Source organism: Amphibacillus sediminis NBRC 103570 (assembly GCF_001552275.1).
GTDB lineage: Bacteria > Bacillota > Bacilli > Bacillales > Amphibacillaceae > Amphibacillus_B > Amphibacillus_B sediminis.
Genome location: NZ_BCQW01000007.1, coordinates 50422 through 72376, shown reverse-complemented (window position 1 = coordinate 72376; position 21955 = coordinate 50422). Strand labels below are relative to the sequence as shown.

General features: G+C 37.5%; 18 protein-coding genes and 1 pseudogene. 15 read left to right on the top strand and 4 right to left on the bottom strand.

The features are described 5' to 3' along the window. Positions 1-143 precede the first annotated feature (143 nt). The 6 genes from ASE01S_RS06735 (at position 144) to trxB (ending at position 7037) form a co-directional block, all read left to right on the top strand. On the top strand, positions 144-1106 hold the full coding sequence (locus ASE01S_RS06735; RefSeq protein ID WP_067840249.1) for a nucleoside recognition domain-containing protein: 963 nt from the start codon (positions 144-146) through the stop codon (positions 1104-1106). Then, on the top strand, positions 1081-1722 hold the full coding sequence (gene ppaX / locus ASE01S_RS06730) for a pyrophosphatase PpaX (protein ID WP_067840248.1): 642 nt from the start codon (positions 1081-1083) through the stop codon (positions 1720-1722). Before ASE01S_RS06735 ends, ppaX begins: the two co-directional genes overlap by 26 nt. Further along, on the top strand, positions 1723-2250 hold the full coding sequence (locus tag ASE01S_RS06725; protein WP_067840246.1) for an acyltransferase: 528 nt from the start codon (positions 1723-1725) through the stop codon (positions 2248-2250). It abuts the gene before it with no gap. A gap of 153 nt (positions 2251-2403) precedes the next feature. Beyond that, on the top strand, positions 2404-4011 hold the full coding sequence (locus ASE01S_RS06720; RefSeq protein WP_067840244.1) for an FAD-dependent oxidoreductase: 1608 nt from the start codon (positions 2404-2406) through the stop codon (positions 4009-4011). A gap of 966 nt (positions 4012-4977) precedes the next feature. Next, positions 4978-5994, top strand: a complete 1017-nt coding sequence (locus ASE01S_RS06715) for a tetratricopeptide repeat protein (RefSeq protein ID WP_067840241.1) — start codon at positions 4978-4980, stop codon at positions 5992-5994. A gap of 95 nt (positions 5995-6089) precedes the next feature. Next, complete coding sequence (gene trxB / locus ASE01S_RS06710; protein WP_067840239.1) at positions 6090-7037, top strand: thioredoxin-disulfide reductase; 948 nt, start codon at positions 6090-6092, stop codon at positions 7035-7037. Between the two features lie 1096 nt (positions 7038-8133). On the opposite strand, the gene ASE01S_RS06705 is transcribed toward trxB, so the two are convergent. From ASE01S_RS06705 to ASE01S_RS15505, 4 genes and pseudogenes are all read right to left on the bottom strand, one after another. Next, a complete protein-coding gene (locus ASE01S_RS06705) occupies positions 8134-8877 on the bottom strand; it encodes a serine hydrolase domain-containing protein (protein WP_281176885.1) in 744 nt (247 codons plus the stop codon). Then, positions 8849-9223 (bottom strand): serine hydrolase, encoded by a 375-nt coding sequence (locus tag ASE01S_RS16320; RefSeq protein WP_281176884.1) that lies wholly within the window; start codon positions 9221-9223, stop codon positions 8849-8851. Before ASE01S_RS16320 ends, ASE01S_RS06705 begins: the two co-directional genes overlap by 29 nt. 110 nt (positions 9224-9333) lie before the next feature. After that, on the bottom strand, positions 9334-9468 hold the full coding sequence (locus ASE01S_RS16315; RefSeq protein WP_281176883.1) for a hypothetical protein: 135 nt from the start codon (positions 9466-9468) through the stop codon (positions 9334-9336). 85 nt (positions 9469-9553) lie between these two features. Next, positions 9554-10022, bottom strand: a pseudogene (locus ASE01S_RS15505) (hypothetical protein); the annotation flags it as partial. 130 nt (positions 10023-10152) lie between these two features. Between ASE01S_RS15505 and ASE01S_RS06700 the strand changes: the two are divergent. From ASE01S_RS06700 to ASE01S_RS06655, 9 genes are all read left to right on the top strand, one after another. Then, positions 10153-10605: an 8-oxo-dGTP diphosphatase gene (locus ASE01S_RS06700; RefSeq protein ID WP_067840236.1), complete on the top strand. Its 453-nt coding sequence runs from the start codon at positions 10153-10155 to the stop codon at positions 10603-10605. A gap of 26 nt (positions 10606-10631) precedes the next feature. After that, the gene (rapZ, locus tag ASE01S_RS06695) at positions 10632-11513 is read left to right on the top strand and encodes an RNase adapter RapZ (RefSeq protein ID WP_067840234.1); all 882 of its coding nucleotides are present in this window, start codon (positions 10632-10634) and stop codon (positions 11511-11513) included. 2 nt (positions 11514-11515) lie between these two features. Further along, complete coding sequence (gene mgfK, locus ASE01S_RS06690; RefSeq protein WP_067840232.1) at positions 11516-12478, top strand: gluconeogenesis morphogenetic factor MgfK; 963 nt, start codon at positions 11516-11518, stop codon at positions 12476-12478. Positions 12479-12505: 27 nt separating this feature from the next. Continuing rightward, positions 12506-13450, top strand: a complete 945-nt coding sequence (gene whiA, locus ASE01S_RS06685; RefSeq protein WP_067840230.1) for a DNA-binding protein WhiA — start codon at positions 12506-12508, stop codon at positions 13448-13450. A gap of 460 nt (positions 13451-13910) precedes the next feature. Then, a complete protein-coding gene (locus ASE01S_RS06680) occupies positions 13911-14168 on the top strand; it encodes an HPr family phosphocarrier protein (protein WP_067840227.1) in 258 nt (85 codons plus the stop codon). Positions 14169-15157: 989 nt separating this feature from the next. Then, positions 15158-16057, top strand: coding sequence for an ABC transporter ATP-binding protein (locus tag ASE01S_RS06675; RefSeq protein ID WP_067840225.1), 900 nt, complete (start codon positions 15158-15160; stop codon positions 16055-16057). After that, complete coding sequence (locus ASE01S_RS06670; RefSeq protein WP_067840222.1) at positions 16050-17312, top strand: ABC transporter permease; 1263 nt, start codon at positions 16050-16052, stop codon at positions 17310-17312. The genes ASE01S_RS06675 and ASE01S_RS06670 overlap by 8 nt, the downstream gene beginning before the upstream one ends. A 354-nt stretch (positions 17313-17666) precedes the next feature. Further along, positions 17667-18890, top strand: coding sequence for a metallophosphoesterase family protein (locus ASE01S_RS06660; RefSeq protein WP_067840218.1), 1224 nt, complete (start codon positions 17667-17669; stop codon positions 18888-18890). A 1-nt stretch (position 18891) separates the two neighbouring features. Beyond that, a complete protein-coding gene (locus ASE01S_RS06655; protein ID WP_067840216.1) occupies positions 18892-21828 on the top strand; it encodes an ATP-binding protein in 2937 nt (978 codons plus the stop codon). Positions 21829-21955 lie beyond the last annotated feature (127 nt).

Sequence of the window (21955 nt, the reverse complement as noted above, 5' to 3'; positions counted from 1 at the left end):
CCTTTTAACCTGCTGATGAGTAATCATTAGCAGGTTATTTACAAATAATTGATGGTATTTTGTTAGTAAAAAAAGCAAGGCCTATATCGAACAGTGTATCTCGATAGCCTGATAATAGAAAAAAAGAATTAGGGGATGTTACTTTGATTGCTACATTTAAACGTGGAGTTACCCAAGGCTTACAGGTAAGCTGGACCTTGAGCAAGGTGATTTTTCCAATTGCCTTGTTAGTTACCATCTTGCAACATACCGCTTTTTTACCATGGTTAATTGAGCAGATTAGCCCAATTATGCGTCTATTGGGGCTACCAGGACAAGCCGCTGTTCCTCTTGTGCTTGGGAATACATTGAATTTATATGCAGGCATTGCTGCGATTGTCTCCTTTGATTTTACGATCAAAGAAGTGTTTATTATGGCGATTATGCTATCCTTTTCCCATAATTTATTTATTGAATCCACTGTGGCGATAAAGGTTGGTGTTAAATGGCCAATTGTAATTGGTGTAAGGTTGGTGTTAGCCTGTTTATCTGCCGTTATGATTCATTGGCTTTGGCAGGGAGGCGATACTCAAGCCCAGTATGGTTTTATCCAAGTGGATCAACAAATTCCAGATGGCTGGTATGAAGTTGGATTAAAGGGGATATTAACGGCAACAAGTCAAGTATCCCAGTTAGTCTTAATTGTTGTCCCGCTTATGATTATCATGCAGTATTTTAGAGAATTAGGCTGGATGAATCAACTATCGCGGTTATTACGCCCATTTACGTCAATGCTAGGCATTAAACCTAATGCATCCATGACCTTAGTGGCAGGTTTAACGATTGGACTTGCCTATGGAGCAGGTATGATGATTCAGGCAGTTAAAGAAGACGGTGTGACGAAGAAGGATATGTATTTAAGTTTTATTTTTTTAGTTGCTTGTCATGCGGTCATTGAAGACACATTAATTTTTGCACCACTAGGTATTCCGGTTTGGCTATTACTACTTATTCGCTTATGCACAGCCATACTACTTACGCTCCTTATTAGTCAGATATGGTCATATAAAGAATCAAAACAAAGAAAGGAATATGTATACAATGACAATAAAAACAATATTATTTGATTTAGATGGTACGCTAATTGACACAAATGAGCTGATTATTGCCTCATTTGACCATACGTTAAAAAAACACACAGGTCGTACCTACTCGAGAGAGGAAATTCTACCTTTTATTGGTCCTCCTCTTATTGAAAGCTTATCGGCAGTAGATCAGACTCAAGCGGAGGAGATGATGGCTACTTATCGAGAGCATAATTTGGCCCACCACGATCACTATGTAAAAGCTTATCCAACCGTAGTGGATACCATTCAGACACTACATCAACAAGGCTTTAAACTCGGTATTGTGACAACCAAAATAACAGATACAGCCAAATTAGGATTGGCGAAAACTGGGCTGGAGCCTTACTTCGATGTTGTGATTGGTTTAGACGAAGTAGAGCATGCCAAGCCTCATCCGGAGCCGATTTTTAAGGCACTTGAAGCTTTAGGCGCTACGCCATTTGATGCTTTGATGGTTGGAGATAACTATCATGATATTGAAGCGGGACAAAATGCGGGTACTCAAACAGCAGGTGTGGCCTGGGCAATTAAAGGAAGAGAGACTTTAGCAGCATTGAAGCCGACTTATATGTTAGAACAGATGAAGGATTTATTAACAATACTAGAGGTGGTCTAAATGCGACGGACCGATCGTCATCCGGTTAAGGGGTCAAACGCACTTTGGCAATTATACGATACCGTGTCTTTTTGGAAAGTAATGAAAAACTTTATCGTTATCCAGTTGGCTCGCTACACACCATTTTTACCTATGAAAAATTGGTTATATCGTCATATGTTACAGATGAAAGTAGGGGAAAAGACTGCTTTTGCATTAATGGTTATGGTTGATTTACTTTTTCCTGAGCGTATTCGTGTAGGGAATAACACGGTAATTGGTTATAATACTACCCTATTGACACATGAATATTTAATTGATGAATACCGGATAGGTGATATTGAAATAGGCGACGAAGTGATGATTGGGGCTAACAGCACCGTATTACCGGGAGTGAAAATCGGCGATAGATCGGTAATAGGGGCTGGAACAGTTGTCCACCGAGATGTAGAGCCAGGCAGCTTTGTTGCTGGTAACCCTATGCGCGTTATTTTCACAGCAGAACAAATGAAACAGCGTCAAAAACAGGCTGATTCTAATCAGGATTGATTCTAAACTGGTAATAAAAATAGGGATAAGATAGCTATTTTAGGTCGATTGGGATGCTGCTAGGGACGAGGTAAAGTTAAAGCCTACTTCATTTCATTGCAGTGCTTATTGGTAACAATAAGATAGAGACAAAGTTAGGAGAGGGGGATGAAGATGGCCTTGACAAACTTAAACAGAGAGCAACTGTGTCAAACAGCGACAGAACAGAAGTATGATCTGTTAATTATTGGCGGAGGTGTAACTGGGGCTAGTATTGCCTTAGATGCGAGTTCGAGAGGCATGAGTACCATTTTAATAGAGAAAGATGACTTTGCAACAGAAGCATCGGGGCAATTGACACCATTACTAAGTGAACAGTTGTATCCAAGTCGGAAATTATGGTCAAAAGCATATCAGGAAAAAACCATAATTGAACAAATAGCTAGCCCACTATGTTGGCCAATTGACGTCTTAGAGTCTACCAATAAAATGGATCCAATACTAACTTCAAATAAAACGCTAGCTCAGCAGTTAATTGAGCCTCTAAAAAAAAGTTATAAACCTAATCATTATAAGGCTATCTCGAAAAGGAGTATCCGCAATCTAGAACCACGGTTAAATGAACGGATGATAAGATCGGTTAACCGGTATAATGAAAGCTATCTTGACCAAATGCGCTTAACCCTATCTCTATTGAAAAAAGCCAATCAATTTGGTGGGCAAATGATTAATTATATGAAGGCTGTCCGTTTTCTATACGATGACCAAAAAATAATTAATGGTGTGGAAGCAGAAGATCAAGTCACTGGAGAATTATATCAATTTAAAAGCCGTAAAGTGATTAATGCGACCGGCTCACGATTGGCAAAATTAAGTCAATTAGATTCAACGGATTTACAAATTAAATCTTCACTAAAAATTAAAAAAATGATCCAGATGCGATTAGCTCGTGCAAATTTCCCTCTAAACAGGGGAGTAAGCTTCCGTAATCAGGTAAGTGGTGAAATGGTTCATCTTGTTCCAATAAATGAATGGATTTATATCATGACCTATGAGCCAGCGGAATGGCATGTGATCGAAGATGGCACCTTAAGTCAAGAGGAGTTGATTCGATTATCGAATCTACTTGATCAGATGTTTACTGATAATGATGATCTAGAGCGAAACGATTTAAAATCATATCAATTAACTTATGTGGTTGATAATGACCCATTTCAATTGCCTAATAATGGTATAGTTGAATCAACAACAGGATTAATCACGGTGATAGGAGCACCACTTATCTTTTATCGTTACCAAGCTAATCGTGTAGTTGACTTATTAATGAAATCCTTTAAACGACAATTAAATATTCTTTACTCAAAATCAGAGACAAGATCTTTTAGATTAATAGGCGAACCGGCAGATGAAGCATTAAATGCTCTAGAAAATCATCCTTTCTATTGCTTTACTGAAGCTGAAAAACGTTATTTGCTTCATCATTATGGTGAACACATTGATCATGTGCTTTTTTATCTAAAGCAGGTTATCCAAGAGCAAGCCCATGGAGCACTTAATCCATTATTATTTGCGGAGCTTGTCTATTGCTTAGAAAATGAAGCCATTTATAAGCCTATCGATTTCTTGAAAAGAAGGATAAAGGTTTTTTTACGTGATCAAAACAACATTCAGTTACAATTACATGGCATTTTAACCTATATGGAAAACCAGCTAGGTTGGTCGCAAGAAGAAAGATCCTATTATGAAAGAGAGTGCCGAATTTGGTTAAATGACTGTTTGTAATTTACCGATTCTGCCGTTTCTTCTTATCCTTGTTTTTATCTTGTAATCGGCAAGTGAATAGAATTAGTTTAGTGTTAAAGTTACTACTTTATTCTTGTTCGCTTTATTTGTAATTTTCGAGATAATTAGAAGTAAAGATCCGAGGCTAGGAGTATCACTAACAAATAGTGGTGCTCCCTTTTGATTTGAGAGCTTTTTTTATCGCAGTGTAACTGGCTGGGGTTGTGATTACTCGCCCCATCGAAGGGCTTTTGTAAGCCTCCCGCTACGAAATAAGGGAACACGTCTCTGCACGAGTACATCCTTGCGTCGATCCCCCACTGAACGAAGTTTCACATACTACAATTTAAAAAGATTAATGGCTCAAGTTCGTGATAGGAAGATTGGCAAAAATATGTTATACTTCACTCGACAATAGCAAAATAACAAATCAAATGCGCCTTGTCGTATTTGTGCCTAGATTTTATCGCAGTGTAACTGGCTGGGGCTGCGATTACTCGCCCCATCGAAGGGCTTTTGTAAGCCTCCCAGTTCAAGAAATAAGGGAACAGATCATGTCTAAGTAGGAGATCCAACAGCCAGTAACGGCCCGATTGGTTCAACTAACGTTCAGTGGGGGGAGAGGAAGCTGACTAAGTTCGCAACGTCGTGTCGCAACGTCTGCACGAGCACATCCTATGCGTCGAACCCCCCACTGAATGAGTCCACTTTTATCGCGCTGTGCTCGATAAATTGCTGCTGAAGATCTGTGGCATCCATCGGATTTTCAACTTTATTTAGCTGGGGTTTTAAATCCTCCCTAAGGGGAAGACAAATAGGCATTCGTCTCACCACTCATAGAAGAGGGAGCCTTCTGCTGAATGAAGTTATATCTGTATGTTTAGGTCGTTTAGGTTGTATCACGATCTATTACCAAGCATCCATTAGATCTAACCGCTTCATTAATCTGTAGTAAAGGGGAAATATATGACACGTAAGCAAAAAGAGCAGAATAAATGGAAGGACGTTCAACTGGATAAGAAAATAATACCATTTATTCCTGAGGGTGATTTTTATTTTTCAAAAGGAGTAGCTGCTTTTTATAAACGGAAATTTGAATTAGCACTTAAGTGGCTTCAGAAAGCTGTTGAAGCAAATCCCTCTGAAGCACTTTATCCGTCGCAAATGTCGATCGTCTATACCGAGATAGGCGCTTACCATGCGGCTAACCAAATCCTAATTGATGTGATAAAAGAACATGGAAGTGACTATTTTGATTGTTATTATTTGATGGCTAATAACTATGCTCATTTAGGTTTACTAAAAGATGCCAAAAAGTATGCCGCACTTTACCTTGAAAAAGATCCAAAAGGTGAATTTAGCTCAGAGACTGAGCAGTTGCTCACCATTTTAGAATTAGGGTTGGAGGAAGAAGACGAATGGTTTGAACAAGAGGATGAATTATTGGCTCATCAGGAAACAGCTTTTTATCACCTTCAACGTAAGCAATGGAGCTCAGCACTTCCTTTACTAAAAGAAATGCTAACGCGTTTTCCAGATTATCATATCGCCAAACATGAATATAGTTATGCATTATTTTTTTCGGGAGAGCATTCACGGGCACTTGAGCACGAGTTGGACCTTTATCAAACATGTCATGATAAGCTCCCTGCCTTGTGTAACTTGGCTGTATTCCATTACGAGCAAAACCAAACCGAGCAGGCCAAGCACTATCTTGAGGAATTGGTGAATATCCATCCCATTCATATAGAACAGGCACTAAGAGTTGCGATTACTTTTGTCCATCTTGGTTGTTATAACCAAGGCTTTCAGCGTTTATCGCGCTTACCAAAGGCGAGGTTGAAAAATCATTTATCCTATTTTAGAGCCTTGGCTAAAGCTGCTCATGGGCTGGGGAGAACTTTAGTTGCTGAGCAAGTTTGGCAGGAAGGCTGCCGTTTACATCATGAATTGACTAATGAGCAGACGCCATGGCGTTCCTAAAGAATTTGAGCAAATCAGTAGACGTTTTAATAAGAACATATGATAATGGGTACAGTAATGATTGCGATTTAGTACGAGAGAAGGGATGATCGTTGATGACAGAGGAACACATCTATGATGTCATAATTATTGGAGCAGGTCCTGCTGGTATGACGGCAGGTGTATATACTTCACGTGCAAATATGGATACACTAATGATTGAGCGAGGTATTCCAGGTGGCCAGATGGCGAATACAGAAGATGTAGAAAATTACCCGGGTTATGATAGCATTTTAGGTCCGGATTTATCAAATAAAATGTTTGAACATGCTAAGAAATTTGGTGCAGAGTATGCATATGGTGATATCACAGAGGTTATTGATGGTGAGAAGTATAAAACCATTGTAGCTGGCAAAAAAACATATAAAGCTAAAGCGATTATTATTGCCACAGGGGCGAAATATAAAAAGCTTGGCATTCCTGGCGAGGATCAGTTATCAGGACGAGGGGTCTCTTATTGCGCCGTTTGTGATGGGGCTTTCTTTAAGGATAGAGAACTTATCGTTGTTGGTGGTGGTGATTCCGCTGTAGAAGAAGGGGTCTATTTGACTCGTTACGCAAGCAAGGTTACCATTGTCCATCGTCGTGATACGCTTCGTGCTCAAAAAATTTTACAAGATCGTGCATTTAAGAATGAGAAGATCAATTTTATCTGGGATACAGTAGTTACGGAGATCGAGGGGGAAGATGGTAAGGTTAGTGCGGTTACCTTGAAGAATTTAAAAACAAATGAAGTTTATCAGCATGCAACAGATGGTGTATTTATTTATATAGGAATGGAGCCATTAAGCGATCCTTTCAAAGCTTTAGGGATTATCAATGAAGAAGGTTATATTCCAACAAATGAACGAATGGAGACATCCATTCCGGGTATATTTGCTGCTGGAGATATTCGTGACAAAGAATTACGTCAAATTGTTACAGCCACCGGTGATGGTAGTATTGCTGCGCAAAATGCTCAAGCCTATGTTGAGGAATTAGAAGAAACATTGTTAAAAAGTTAAACCATAATTTCAACTAATTAATTGGTAAAAAAGGTTATACTTGGCTTTTTTTAGAATAAAACCAATCTTTACCTTATCTTAATCACGCTGTAACACGAATGCAACACTTATGGGGTATACTTTAATTAATTAATTAATTAACCCCCTTTTTTAAATATATAAGATTGACGCACAGACTAACATAGTCTGTGTCTTTTTTTTGAACAAATGCCTCTAGAGCTGTCATTAACCTGCCAAAATCATTAACGGGTTTACAAGCTAGGTATGTCTTAGATGTTCTAAGCATAACCCATAATAAAATATCCTCACTCTCTTGCTTGCTAAAAAACTGAAATCCGTAGCATGTTCATTTGAATTAAGCAAAAGTAAATAGTTACGACATCAATGAAGATGGCACTAATGCAAGTATTATTCTGTATCTGCCCCCCTTCCAGTCGGGCTATTCGATTCCATACCGAGAGTTTCTTGATCTTTTGGTATCGAGGCTATGTAGAATTGAAAGAATAAAGTGAAACTTTGTTCAGTGGGGGGGTTCGACGCATAGGTTGTACTCGTGCAGACGTTGGCTGTTATCAAGAGTAAATTACAAAAGAATCATTTAAATCAATACTTTCACTTTGAAGAATACATGTATTTGAAGTGAAAGGTAATTATTTCAAAAATAGTAAAACCTGTATCTTAAATTACTTAATAGTAACATAAGATACAGGCTGATTTTTATTCATTTAACTAAAGCACCATTTAATTGAATATCACTTTTTAAGATTTTTAGGATTTTCAACATATGAGCCTAACACATACCCACAATTCGAGCAGTAGTATGAGAATATTGGTGATGATAGACTTCTTAGATTATTATATGGAAACATATGAACTACACTATTTCTTGCTCTAACTGCTCCTTTTTCTACTTGACTGTTATTACATTTAGGACATTCTTTTTTTCCATTTGTTCTCTCTCCAACCTCAAATCATTAAGTTGTTCAGTTAACGCACCCGTTATGTTAAGTACAATAATTCACAACCTTCCCCTTAATTTGGTTTCTATAATATTTAGTAATACCAAAAACTATTATTACTTGCAATTTTTATATACTTATATTGGGTTACTTTTTAAAAGGATATCAATCATTTTAAACATGAGCATAATTCCTTTTCGCTGGTATTTAAAATGGTTTAAGCTACCAATGAAATAAGCGTCCAATTCAGAATGGTAAAACATAAAAGAGCCATTTGATCCTGCATTTCCCCATACACTATATCTCTTAGGCATTAATAAGGGGATGTGTTTAAAATTCATAATCCCAAAGCCGTAGTCAATACCTATAGAAAATTTTGCCCAATCCTTCATTTTTTCCATTGATTCTTTACGGAGGAGTTTATTACATACTAAGGCTTTCATAAATTTCAATAAGTCCTCGGTTGTAGCAACTATTCTTCCGCCAGTTTCGTCCATCCCGAGACGAATATCTTGTGTCACATTTTTATTGTGTAAGAAACAATCTGCAACAGGATATTCTTTTTTTATCACTGGTTCAGAGTGCTGAATCATATAGGTTTGATTCATCTCAAGAGGTTGAAAAAGTGATTGTTTAAGTACCTCATGATATGGTTTTGAGGTGATTTTCTCAATGATTAAAATTAAAAGATAATAACCAGTATCTGAATAATAAAATCCTTTACCTGGTGGAAAATGGGATGTTAAGTTTTCTTTAGACCATTGAATGATATAATGTGGTGTCCAGGAATGGGGTGATTCATCAAGAAGCAAATCCATCATTGATGTGCCCTGTTTTGATTTTTCTAAGCCATCACCAAATAACCCAGACGTGTGATTCAATAAATGTTTTATTAATCTCGTTTGTGTAATCTTTTCCTTTATAAATATGTAAGTTGTGCAGTAATTCTGAATCAAAATAAGAAGCGATTGCATCTTCGTAGGACAGTTTTCCTTGCTCTTCCAAACTACCAATTAACACAGAAGTAAACAACTTATCGATACTTGCAATAAAGTAAGGTTGCTCAGGGTGAGCAGGTATACTTCCTGTTGACCCTTCAGCCATATTCACATGGATACCCTGCTTTTCCGAATGGATTAGCATATAAGCGTTTTGTATATTTTTATCCTTTTGAATCACTTTTCTAAAACGGTTTTCCAATACAATATGAGTTTTTCCATTTCTCATGTGCTCAACCCCCACAGCTTTAATTTTAAAGACTCGCATAGGTATTCAAAAGAACCCAATTCTTCTATAGTGTTTTTCTAATGCACCCGTTACCTAAATTGAAGCAACCACTATTCACTGGCTTCATCCTTCGCATTTTTAATATACATTCTTATTCTTGATACAATAAGTATTGCAATGAGGCCCCCTATAATTAAACTAACCATAAGTTGCCAATCTGCCTCATTATTTCTCCACAAACTCATTGCAAATATTCCTATAACAACTCCTAAAATATGTCTACAGATTAATAATTAAACTACTCTTTATTATACAGATCTCCATATAATTATGGAATCTATAAATCTCACCTGATTTATCCACTATATTTTGCTCATAGGCTAATTTATTCAACTCGCCTCTAAATGTTTCTTGCTTTAATGGCGATCCATCTTTTCCTCTAATAGACAACCTTTTTTCAAGGTCACAATTCACATATCTCATTCTACATTCTTGAACAATCATAGTCATCGTAGCTATATAATCAGGTAATTTATCAAGGTGACTGTTCAATTGCTATAGAACGAATTCGTCTTTAAAGCGAGGTTTTGCTCTTGGTATTTTCGGATAGTCCTCAGGATAAATTAATATTTTGGAAGGTACATCATCCGATTCTAGCCTAAGAAGGGTACTAAATAGTCCTTCCAATATAGTCTTCATAAAACTCCATAATTTGTTTTAGATTAGTAACATAGTAAGAATTAGCTTTTACAGGTGTTTTTTCTTGATTAGCAGTAATCTTATAATTAGTAGTGGTAATTCATTTTTAGACTCGAAAAAAGTAGCTATAATAGGCTTCAATAATAGTAGTGGCATAGGAAGGCGTTCACTAGTCAGTACCTTCCTGTTATAGTATAATGAATATAAATGAATGAAGAGAGTGAATAGACTTGCAGCGTGTAACCAATTGCTTAATTATAAATAATCAACAAGTTCTATTATTAAAAAAACCACGCTATGGTTGGTACGCAATGCCAGGTGGAAAGATGGAATCAGGGGAATCGATTAAAGAATCCGTAATTAGAGAAGTTAGAGAAGAAACAGGGTTACTTGTAGCGAACCCTCAATTATATAGTGTTGCAACAATGACGAAGAAATCAGCTCAATATCCTAAAGATGAATGGATGATGTTCACTTTTAAAGCCGACAAGGTTTCTGGAGAATTAGTAAAAGAGTGTTCAGAAGGGGAGCTTGAGTGGGTTGATGTGGCTGAACTAGCTTCGATTCCTACCGCCCCCAGTGATCGGATTATCCATAAATATATGATTGAATTGAACCAGCAGCTTTTTGCAAGCTTTGCGTTAGATGAGCATGATCAATTAATTAGCTATCGACTTAATTAAGATTGATGATGAAAGGAAGTGATTCAATGACTGAAAATCGTGAGACAAAGCTAGTCATTATTACGGGAATGTCGGGTGCAGGAAAGACGGTTGCTGTCCAAAGCTTTGAAGATTTGGGCTATTATTGTGTCGATAATCTACCACCTGCCCTACTTCCGAAGTTTTTAGAATTGATGAAAGATGCAGCTAATAATATTAATAAGGTTGCACTTGTTATGGATTTAAGAGGTAGAGAATTCTTCGATTCTTTATTCGATGCTCTTGACCAGCTAACAGATCTTGATTGGTTGGAGGAGCATATCTTGTTTTTAGATGCTCAAGATAAGGTACTCGTCTCTCGATATAAAGAAACGCGTCGACAGCATCCTCTTGCTCCAGAAGGCTTACCTCTTGAAGGCATTCAGCAAGAGCGCCAAATACTAGGAGAACTGCGCGGACGCGCACAGCACTATATTGATACGACTCATTTAAAACCAAAAGCATTACGAGAAAAGATTATCGCTAAATATGGTGAGGATGAGCAACGTCGCTTTTCTATTCATACGATATCTTTTGGTTTTAAATATGGGATGCCGATTGATGCAGATCTTGTTTTTGATGTTCGTTTTTTACCTAATCCACATTATGTTGAACATCTCCAGCCCTTAACGGGATTAACAACAGATGTAGCAGATTATGTTTTTAAATGGACGGAGACACAAAAATTTTTAGAAAAACTTTTGGATCTGTTAACTTTTATGTTGCCTCAATATAAAAAGGAGGGCAAGTCACAGCTTGTAATAGCGATTGGATGTACCGGTGGCCAGCATCGCTCCGTTGCTTTAGCAGAACATATTGCCCAATATTACTCCAAACAATATATCACACATGTATCACATCGAGATATAGACAAAAGAAAGGGACATTAGAGATGGCAAATGGTAAAGATAAAAAGAAAGTGGCTGTATTAGGTGGGGGAACCGGCATGCCGGTGCTACTTCGTGGATTAAAGCATTATCCGATATCTTTATCGGCTATTGTAACAGTCGCAGATGATGGTGGTAGCTCAGGACGTTTAAGAACAGAGATGTCAATGCCAGCACCAGGAGATATTCGGAATGTAATTGCGGCTTTGTCCGAAGTAGAGCCTATTATGGAACGTCTATTTCAGCATCGATTTCAAAATGGGAATGGACTGATGGGACATTCTATGGGGAACTTAATATTGGCAGCTATGACTGCAGTAACGGGTGATTTTTATAATGGCATTAAAGAAATCGCTCGTGTTTTTAATGTAAAGGGACGCATTTATCCAATAGCTAATCAAAATGTATTTTTACATGCAGAAATGTTTGATGGTGAGATTGTTATTGGTGAGTCAAACATTCCATTAGCAAATAAGCGAATTAAGCGTGTTTTCGTTGAACCAAAAGCGGTTGAACCATTACCAGAGGCTGTTCAGGCAGTAAGGGAATCAGATTTGGTTGTCATTTCACCAGGAAGCTTATATACAAGTACATTACCTAATTTAGTTGTTCCTCAAATTGCAGATGCGCTAAGGGAAGCAAAAGGTCAGGTGGTTTATGTATGTAATGTCATGACACAAGCAGGTGAGACAGGTGGCTATAGTGCAGCTGATCATGCCCAAGCTATTATTGACCATGTTGGCAAAGGCTGTATTGATAAAATCTTAGTCCATAATAAACAGATTACGAAGGCAGCACGAATTAAATATGCGGAAGAAAATGCGGACCCAGTCGTATACGACCGTGATCGGTTAAAGCAATTGGGAATGGAAATCATTGAAGCAGATATTATCGATGAGAAGCAAACCCGCTTACGACATGATACCAACAAAGTAGCACAATTGCTTTGCTCTTTAATTGATGTCTAAATGTATAGTGAGAAAGGTGAGTAAACCATGTCATTTGCATCGGAAATAAAAAAGGAAATGACTCAAATTGAAAATAAAAATTGCTGTCAAGAAGCAGAATTGGCGGCTTTGATTCGAATGAATGGTGTCATTTCAATTGCAAGACAAAGCTATTTATTAGATGTACAAACTGAAAATGCAGCCATTGCCAGACGGATTTATGTGTTGCTTAAATCTTTATATCCGTATCCAATCAAATTACTTGTTCGTAAAAAGATGAAACTGAAAAAAAATAATGTCTATATCGTTCGAATTGAAAAGGGTGCGAAGGAAATATTGGTTGATCTCGATATTCTGACTACATCCTTCTCGCTAATACGTACCATATCTAAGAAATATCTAGAAAAAGAATGCTGTAAGCGTGCCTACCTAAGGGGAGCTTTTCTGGCTGGAGGGTCGATAAATAATCCCGAAACCTCCTCCTATCATCTAGAGATAGCTAATGCCTATCAAGAGCATAATGATGCTTTATGTCAGTTGATGAATGATTTTGATTTGCATGCGCGGATTTTGGAGCGACGTAAAGGATATATTTCTTATATTAAAGAGGCTGAAAAAATCACTGAATTTTTGAATTATACCGGAGCACATCAGGCTTTGCTTAGATTTGAGGATGTACGAATTATGCGTGATATGCGTAATTCGGTTAATCGTCTAGTCAACTGTGAAACAGCAAATTTAAACAAAACAATCGGAGCTGCTTTTCGCCAAGTTGAGAATATCAAGTTTATAGAGAAAACGGTTGGACTAAATGCATTACCTGATAAACTACAAGAGATTGCACGGCTGCGAGTGGAGCATCAAGAGGCTACTTTAAAGGAATTAGGCGAATTAGTTAGTGGAGGGAAGATTAGTAAATCAGGCATAAATCATCGTTTGAAAAAAATCGATCAATTTGCAGAACAGCTAAAACACGAATACAATCCACTATAAAATTAAATAAAATGAAACTTCGTTCAGTGGGGGTTCGACGCATAGGATGTGCTCGTGCAGACGTTGCGACACACGACGTCGCGAACTTAGTTAGCTTCCTTTATCCCCACTGAACGTTAGTTGAACCAATTGGGCCGGTTACTGGCTGTTGGCTCTCCCACTTAAACATGACCTTATTTCTTGTTACAGCCAGTTACACTGCGATAAAGTGTGAGATATCGTTAAAGCGCAATATTAGTGTAGGAAGGCGTAAACAAGATGCTAAGGAAAAGCATCGTCAGGCAAAGTGCTAAGCAAGTGGATGAAAGCCGGAGCGAAATTAGCCTGTTTGAATTTTAGCCGTTATGAAATTCACTATTTGGAAATAGAGATAAAATTTACGATCTAGGATGGTCTGTTTGGAAATAAATGAACATATACTGGTATAGTTTGATGGCTAAGTTGAAAGGAGCTATGTTAAATGGTAGAGAAAACTTTAGTTGTTGCTGTTGAGCCTGGGCTGCAGGCGACAGTTGTGTCAGAATTTGTTCAAAAAGCCAATCATTTTTCTGCAGAAATATTTTTAGAAAAAGGAGAAAGGCGGGTCAATGCCAAAAGCATTATGGGACTACTAAGCTTAGCGGTTGCAACCGGAGATACGATTACATTACTAAGTGACGGTGATGATGACCAAGCAGCCATTGATACATTAGCTAATTTTTTAAGTAATCATTCCTAATTCTTTATTTATCAGGTGACCGATGTCAGTAAATGATTTGCATGTATCTTAACATCCACTAATAAGTACAGAACGTAAAGCTTTCCGGTTGGAAAGCTTTTTTAATCAGCTCGCGGGAGGCTACTATTAGATGCTTTTGGGAGTATTAGAGAACCATCCTCAATAAAAATCATGCTTATGAAATAAAGTGAAACTTCGCTCAGTGGGGGTTTCGACGCATAGATGTGCTCGTGCAGACGTTGCGACACAACGTCGCGAACTTAGTCAGCTTCCTCTCCCCCACTGAACGTTAGTTGAACCAATCGAGCCGTTACTGGCTGTTGGATCTCCCACTTAGACTTGACGTGTTCCCTTATTTCTTGAAGTGGTAGTCTTACAAAAGCCCTTCGATGGGGCGAGTAATCGCAGCCCCAGCCGTTACACTGCGATCAAAATCTCCTTTTACGAAAAAACTGAAAGCTAAATGGTTAACATAAGGCTTAAAGGTTGAGACATCTTATACTACTAATCTTTCTGAATCAAGCATTAATCATATGGAGATAAAATAGGAAGGCTATGAGTAGGATGCTAATAGGAGAAGGATCAGGACATGCATAACACAGTGTTTGCTGATTAGGACATGCAATTATCAATTAAGGTAGGATTTTAGCCGATTTTTTGAAAATGTGAGCGGAATGCTGTCTTGTTGCCTAAATCAGGAAGTGTTGCTACTAAATTCTGAGCTAATCTATTTTATTAGCATTGACAGTATAAGTTAGCCATGCTTATAATAGATTATGACAAAAAAACTTGTCATAATGACCTATAAAATTGTCGATTGACTCGTTTTATGGGGGAGATTTGACTAAAAAAGGTAAAGTCAGTATTGATCTATTGCTTAAAAGGCTTGGTATTGGTAGATAAACGATGATTAAGCCCAATGCCTACTCTACATAGGATTAATAATGAAAGATTTTACCGGGAAAAATGATTTGAGAGGAGTAACAATGATGACCTTGCAGATTAATCGGGTAACAAAACGATTTGGTAAATTTACTGCGGTCGATGATTTATCAATTGAAATACCAGAAAAACAAATTTTTGGTTTTCTAGGTGCTAACGGTGCCGGTAAAACAACGACTTTTCGTATGATTCTTGGTTTGCTAGATCCTACAGAAGGTAAAATTACGTGGGAAGGTAAACCGATTAATTACGATCGAACCGATGAAATTGGTTACTTGCCAGAGGAGAGAGGTCTCTACCCTAAATTAAAAGTTAAGGACCAGATTGTTTATTTAGGTCGGTTAAGAGGGATGGAGAAAAAAGAAATTTTAGTAGAATTAAACAAATGGCTAGAGCGTTTTAATATCACTGATTATTTAGAGAAGAAAGTTGAAGAACTATCAAAAGGGAATCAGCAAAAGATTCAATTTATTTCTGCTGTTATTCATAAGCCAAGATTACTTATTTTAGATGAGCCATTTTCAGGATTAGACCCTGTTAATGTGGAGTTATTAAAAAATGCAGTGATTGCCTTAAAAGAAGAAGGAACATCTATCGTATTTTCTTCACACCAAATGTCGACAGTAGAAGAATTGTGTGAATATTTATGTATTATGCAACACGGTAAGCCAATCGTGCACGGATCATTAAAGGAAATTAAGCGTTCATTTGGTAAGAAAAACTTATTTATCCATGCTGATTTTGATTTAACCTTCTTAAAGGACTTGCCAGGAGTAGTTAGTCAAAAACTCTTCCCAGAAGGATGTAAATTACAGATTGAAGATGAATCTGTTTCACAGTCGATTCTTGAGGCCGTTCATAAGAAAGGCTTTGTTCGAAAATTTGCTTTAGAAGAACCGTCATTAAATGATATTTTTATTGAGAAGGTAGGTGAATCCTATGCATAAATTTTGGATTGTACTTTCACAAACTTACACTAGCCGATTTAAGTCAAAATCGTTCATAATCACGACCTTATTATTTATTGCATTTGTTATTTTAGCAGGTAATCTTGATAGAATTATAAATTTGTTTGCAAATGATGATGTTGAGAACATAGCAGTTATCGATGAAACAGACCAACTGTATTCAATGCTAGAAGAGCAGGTTGAATGGAGTGAACTTGATTTTGCTTTAGAAGATTACCAAGGTACACTCGAACAGGCTGAAGAAGCCGTTTTAGCTGGAGAATTTGTTGGAGTCTTACATTTACAGTCTGATGATGAGTTGTTTTTAGCCGAATATTATACGGACCAATTATTAAATCAGTCCTATCAAGCTCAATTAACAAACTTTTTACAACAAATTAAAGTCGTGATGGCAACAAATGAAGCGGGGATAGACCCAGCTGTTATTGAATCGATCTATGAGCCGGTGTCTTTTGAAACAGTAGCCATCGAGTTACCTGATGGTACCACTGCTCGTTCAGAAGAAGAAATTGGTGTTACACGTGGACTCGTTTATGTCATGCTCTTTGTGTTATATTTTGCTGTGATTAATTATGGTAATATGATTGCTATGGATATCGCTAACGAGAAGTCTTCACGAGTAATGGAGATCCTGATTTCAAGCTCTGCTCCGATTAGTCAAATGTTTGCAAAAATTATCGGTATTGCACTGCTCGGTTTAACACAGATTTTGATTTTTATCGTAGCAGCTTATTATATGATTCAAAGTAGACAAAGTGATTTTGTTGGGGAATTTTTTGAAGTATTTGGTTTTTCTGACATCTCGATTTCAACGTATGTTTATGCAGTTGTCTTTTTCCTACTTGGTTATTTACTCTATGCTACCCTCTTTGCTATGCTAGGCTCTTTGGTAAGTCGGGTAGAGGATGTCGGGCAGCTGATGACGCCAATTATTTTGCTGATTGTTGCGGCATTTATGATTTCTATGTTCGGGATTAACCTCCCAGAGTCAGGATTTGTAACGATTACATCTTATATTCCTTTCTTTACACCACTTGTTATGTTTTTACGAATTGGGCTGTTAGATATTCCAATTTGGGAAGTAGCCCTAAGTATCGCGATCTTAGTTGGTTCGATTATCATTTTAGGAGTTATTGGGGCAAGAGTATATCGTGGTGGTGTGCTGATGTACGGAAGAGGGGTATCCCTTAAAGATTTCAAACGTGCTTTACAACTATCAAAAAAAGATCAATAATTTTGGGCAGGGTTGGGACAAAGCAATTTTTAATATGAGTAAAGTGCTTGCTTATGTTTAATCTATTTTTGCCCCACTCTCCATTACCTTTACGGATGAGAAATGTCGACGTGGCTATGAATGACTACGTCGGCTTTTTTCTGTCTAAAAGACGCCGGAGGCTGCGACAGATTTTCATTGGCAATCGCCAAGGTGCATTTGATTTCAGCTTTGAAGATCGTTTGGATAATTCCTCAAGAACGAGCTGTAATAACATTCATTAGGCAAAGACTAAAGTTGAAAAACGAACGTGCATTCGTTCATGAGCTTTGCTACAATATGGGTAAGATTAACGGGAGATAGGAGAACAACAAAATGGGTACGAACGTTAAATTTATTCATTGCGCTGATTTGCATTTAGATAGCCCTTTTAAAGGAATGAGTACACTGCCTGATCAGTTATATCAGCAATTAAAAAAGAGCACATTTACAGCTTTAAACAATCTTGTTGATACCGCCATTGCGGAGCAAGTTGATTTTATCCTTATCGTAGGAGATATTTTTGACAGCTCGATTCAAAGTGTCTATGCTGAGATGCAATTTTTATTAGCTTGTCAGCGATTGAAGCAAGCCAATATTACCGTATATATTAGTTTTGGTAATCATGATTTTCGCCAAGCGCATCATCGGCTAGCAAACTATCCTGATAATGTCCACTTCTTTACAAGTAGTCAGGTTCAACATAAACTGTTCACTAGAGATGCTAAGCCCCTTGTTGCGATCCACGGGTTTAGCTATACTGAACGAGCCGTATTTGAAAATAAAACACCGGCATATAAGAAGGTAGAAGGTGTACCTTTTCAGGTTGGGATGCTTCATGGTAGTATCGCTCAAAGCAAAGACCATGATCCATATGCCCCTTTTCAGCTCAGTGAACTAAAAGCAAAAGGCTTCGATTATTGGGCTTTGGGTCACATCCATAAGCGTTCAATTTTAAGTGAGCAACCATTTATTGTTTACTCAGGAAATACACAAGGACGTTCGATCAAGGAACAAGGTGAGAAGGGCTGCTATGTAGTTGAACTCAATCAACATCAAGCAGATATAAGATTTATCCCGCTTGATCGTATTGAATTTAGAGAACTTACAGTTAACGTTTCTACATGTGAGCACATTGATCAGCTTTATCAGCAATTAATGACCCAATTAACACATTATCAAGCGAAATCCACCATTTTATTTATCTCGCTAAAGAAATATAATGCAACCCTAGAACGAGGTTATTATAAAGGCGAAATAGAGGATATCGTAGACATGTTAAATGAACGATTTAGTAGCCAAAAACCATGGATTTGGATTCAAGCGATCACCTTATCTGAACGTGCATCTGTTATCGACCAAGCTCAGTTGAATCACGATCCCTTTATGGCAGAGTTAATCCAGTCCTTTGAACACGCTGATCTAGATGAGGTCGCTGCAGAGTTGTGGCATCACCCTCAAGCACGTCGTTTTTTATTAGAGCTACATGATGATGAAATAGCACAAATCAACAAACAAGCTTTAGATCTTGCTTTATATCAGCTTGTTGGAAAGGTATAATATGAGAATACATTCGGCACATATCTATGGGTTTGGAAAATGGCAGAATCAGCATTTTGATTTTGATGGACAAAAGCTTGTGCTTATAGCTGGACCTAATGAAGCAGGGAAAACGACATTACGTGCTTTTATTCTTTATCTTTTATTTGGATTGACGCCACAAAAGCGTTCCATTTACTTACCAAAGCATGGAGGACAGTTAGGCGGAACACTGACAATTTCAGTGAACGACGGCCATATATATACGATTGAACGGATTCATGACCGCAATAGTGGGGAGGCAATATGTCGTGACAAACAAGGGCAAAAAATGCCCAAGCATTGGTTAACCGAGCAATTAAACCGAATCGACTTTAACCTGTTTGAGCGGATTTTCAGTTTTGATGCTTTATCACTACAGCATGACCGTGATATTTCAGCAGAACAGCTGGGAGAAGTGTTACTTAGCATCGGCATGATTGGCTCTGATCGGATCTACCGGGCGGAGAAACAGCTAAATCAATATCTGCAAGATCAATTTAAACCCCAGGGGAAAAAGCCTCACTTAAATCAATTATTAGAAAAATTAGCGACCAAAGCTAAGCTGTTAAGGCAATATGAACCAGCGGTGTCGAATTACGAGCGCAATCGACAATTAAAAGATCAATATCAAAACGAGTTAGACGAAGCGCAACACGTATTAAACGAACTTACACAACAATTAAGACTATTACAAGAGCAAAAACGTATTTATCCATCAATTGAAGCCGTTCATCGGTTAACCGATCAATTAAAGAAATTCCCAGATCCTTTTGTATTTCCTGAGCAAGGGCAAGCACGTTTTCATGAGCTAAAAGAAGCGTTGCGGCCTTTAACATCAGAGTTAGAATTAATTTCTCAAAAAGAAAGCGACGTAAGCAAGGATTTAACCGATCTTTTAAGTCAACTTATGGAAGCTAATCGTCGAGAGCAACTTAAACAAAGTTTAGCAGGGATCGATCACTATTATAAATGGCTTACTCAGAAAAAAAGCTTATCTGATCAAATCGATCATTTAGCGGAGAAGATTGCTGATTATTTTAATCAGTTAAAATTGGGCTTAAGTGTTGAAGCGTTATTATCACTACCACTTTCATACATGACCGAAGAGCAGTGGGGTTTTATTCATGCAGAAAATGAGCATATAAATGAACAGCTCTATCCAATCAAACAGCAATTAGGTCGGGTAGAGCAACAAGAGCAGACTTTACAAGCAGATCTAAACGAAATTGAACAGACACTGATAATGGAAACGCAGTTACACGAACTAGAGCATGAACGTGAGTTACTTCAGCAAAAGATAAATGACGATGATTCATTGTCACAGCGATACATTCAACAAAATCAATTAAAACAGCGTCAATTCCTGATCACTATTTTTATCCTTACATTTATTGGATCAGCAACTGGAGTTTTTCTATCATGGCAAGCTCTCAATCTATTTTTCTGGTTGATTCCATTGGTTATCCTTTTAACAAGTTTAGGCTTATTGATCTACCAAAAACGCCAGACTGTTAAACTTATAAAATTAGTTAAACAGGCGGATTTAACTACCGATCAACAAAAGCATGATCATCTAGAGCGAAAGGCGCGTATTGATCAGCAAATTGCTCAATACCAGCAGCAACGAGAGACTATCCTTTTATTAAAGCAGGAATTAAAGCAAAATCAAATCGAGCAGTTGAAGCTGATTGAGCGTCTCGATTTATTGGAGCAACGCCAGATTCACTTAATCCAATTAAAGGAGGAGCAAATTGAACGCTTTCCTTTCTTGGAGCATCTACCACTTCAGTACTGGCCAAAGCTCTATCAGCAATTGAGCAACTTGATTGAACAGATCAAGCAACAAAATAAGCTTGTTAAAGAACGTGACGAGGTGCTTAAACAGCTTAATCGATTTGAACAAAAACTGATTAATCAATTTTCCGATCTTATCATAAATAAACAAGCTAGCTTTACAGACAAGCTTCAACAATGGCAGAGTCAACTTATGGAGCAGGAATCGCTTTTAAAACAAAAAGGCGTCCTACAGGAACGACTAAATGATTATCAGCAACAAAAGCAAGCGGTGTTAGCAAAGCTAAAACCTTATCAGGAAGAAATGGACATGTTATTGATACGTGCAGAAGTTGATAGTGAAGAAGCCTTTCTTGAACGAGCAAGTAAGTATGCTCAGTATCAGAAATTAACTGAACAACGAGAGGAAGCAAGGCAACAAATTAACTTGTATTTACCACCAACATTAGCAGATGCTATATTAGCAGGGGAATATTTAGCTTTAGCAGATCTAAAAGCAAAAATGACGGATTATCAGGAGAAAATAGCTCTACAGCAAAGGTTAATTAGTGAACTTCAACAAAAGTGTGCCGATCAGTCTGCGCTTCTAAGTCAAGAGGAACACTCGGAGCAGTTCATTCATGTCAAGCATGATTATTATAAATTAAGAGATCAGTTGAATGAGCAAGCAAGGAACTGGCTTGTCTACCGAATGGCATTCGATCACATTCAAAAAACGAAGACACGCTTTCAAACATCTTATCTACCACAAATCCTGCTAAAAGCCAGTGAGTTACTATCAACATTAACTCGCCATCGCTATCAGCAAGTGCTTTTTGAACCTGATACGAATCAATTATGTATTCAAGCCAAGGATGGTAGCCAATATCAATTAAAAGAACTGTCGCAAGGAACGCGTGATCAGCTCTTAATTGCCATACGATTGGCGATAAGTGTTTGGTACTCTGAACAAAATGAATTGCCATTTTTAATCGATGATGGTTTTGTTCATTTTGATCATGATCGGAAGCTAGTCATGTTAGATGTAATCAAGCATTTAACGAAAAAGCATCAAGTCTTCTACTTGACTAAATCGGTTGAAGACCACGCTGTTATTCAGGATTATAAATTTATACAATTATGATAGCTGTACCTAGAATGTAGCTGGTATAATAGGCTCATCAATACCATAAATCGTATTTAATTGTGTAATGGAGGTATTATTTTGATTGATAAAGAAATAAGCAAGGATTGGCTTTGTTATGAAGAAA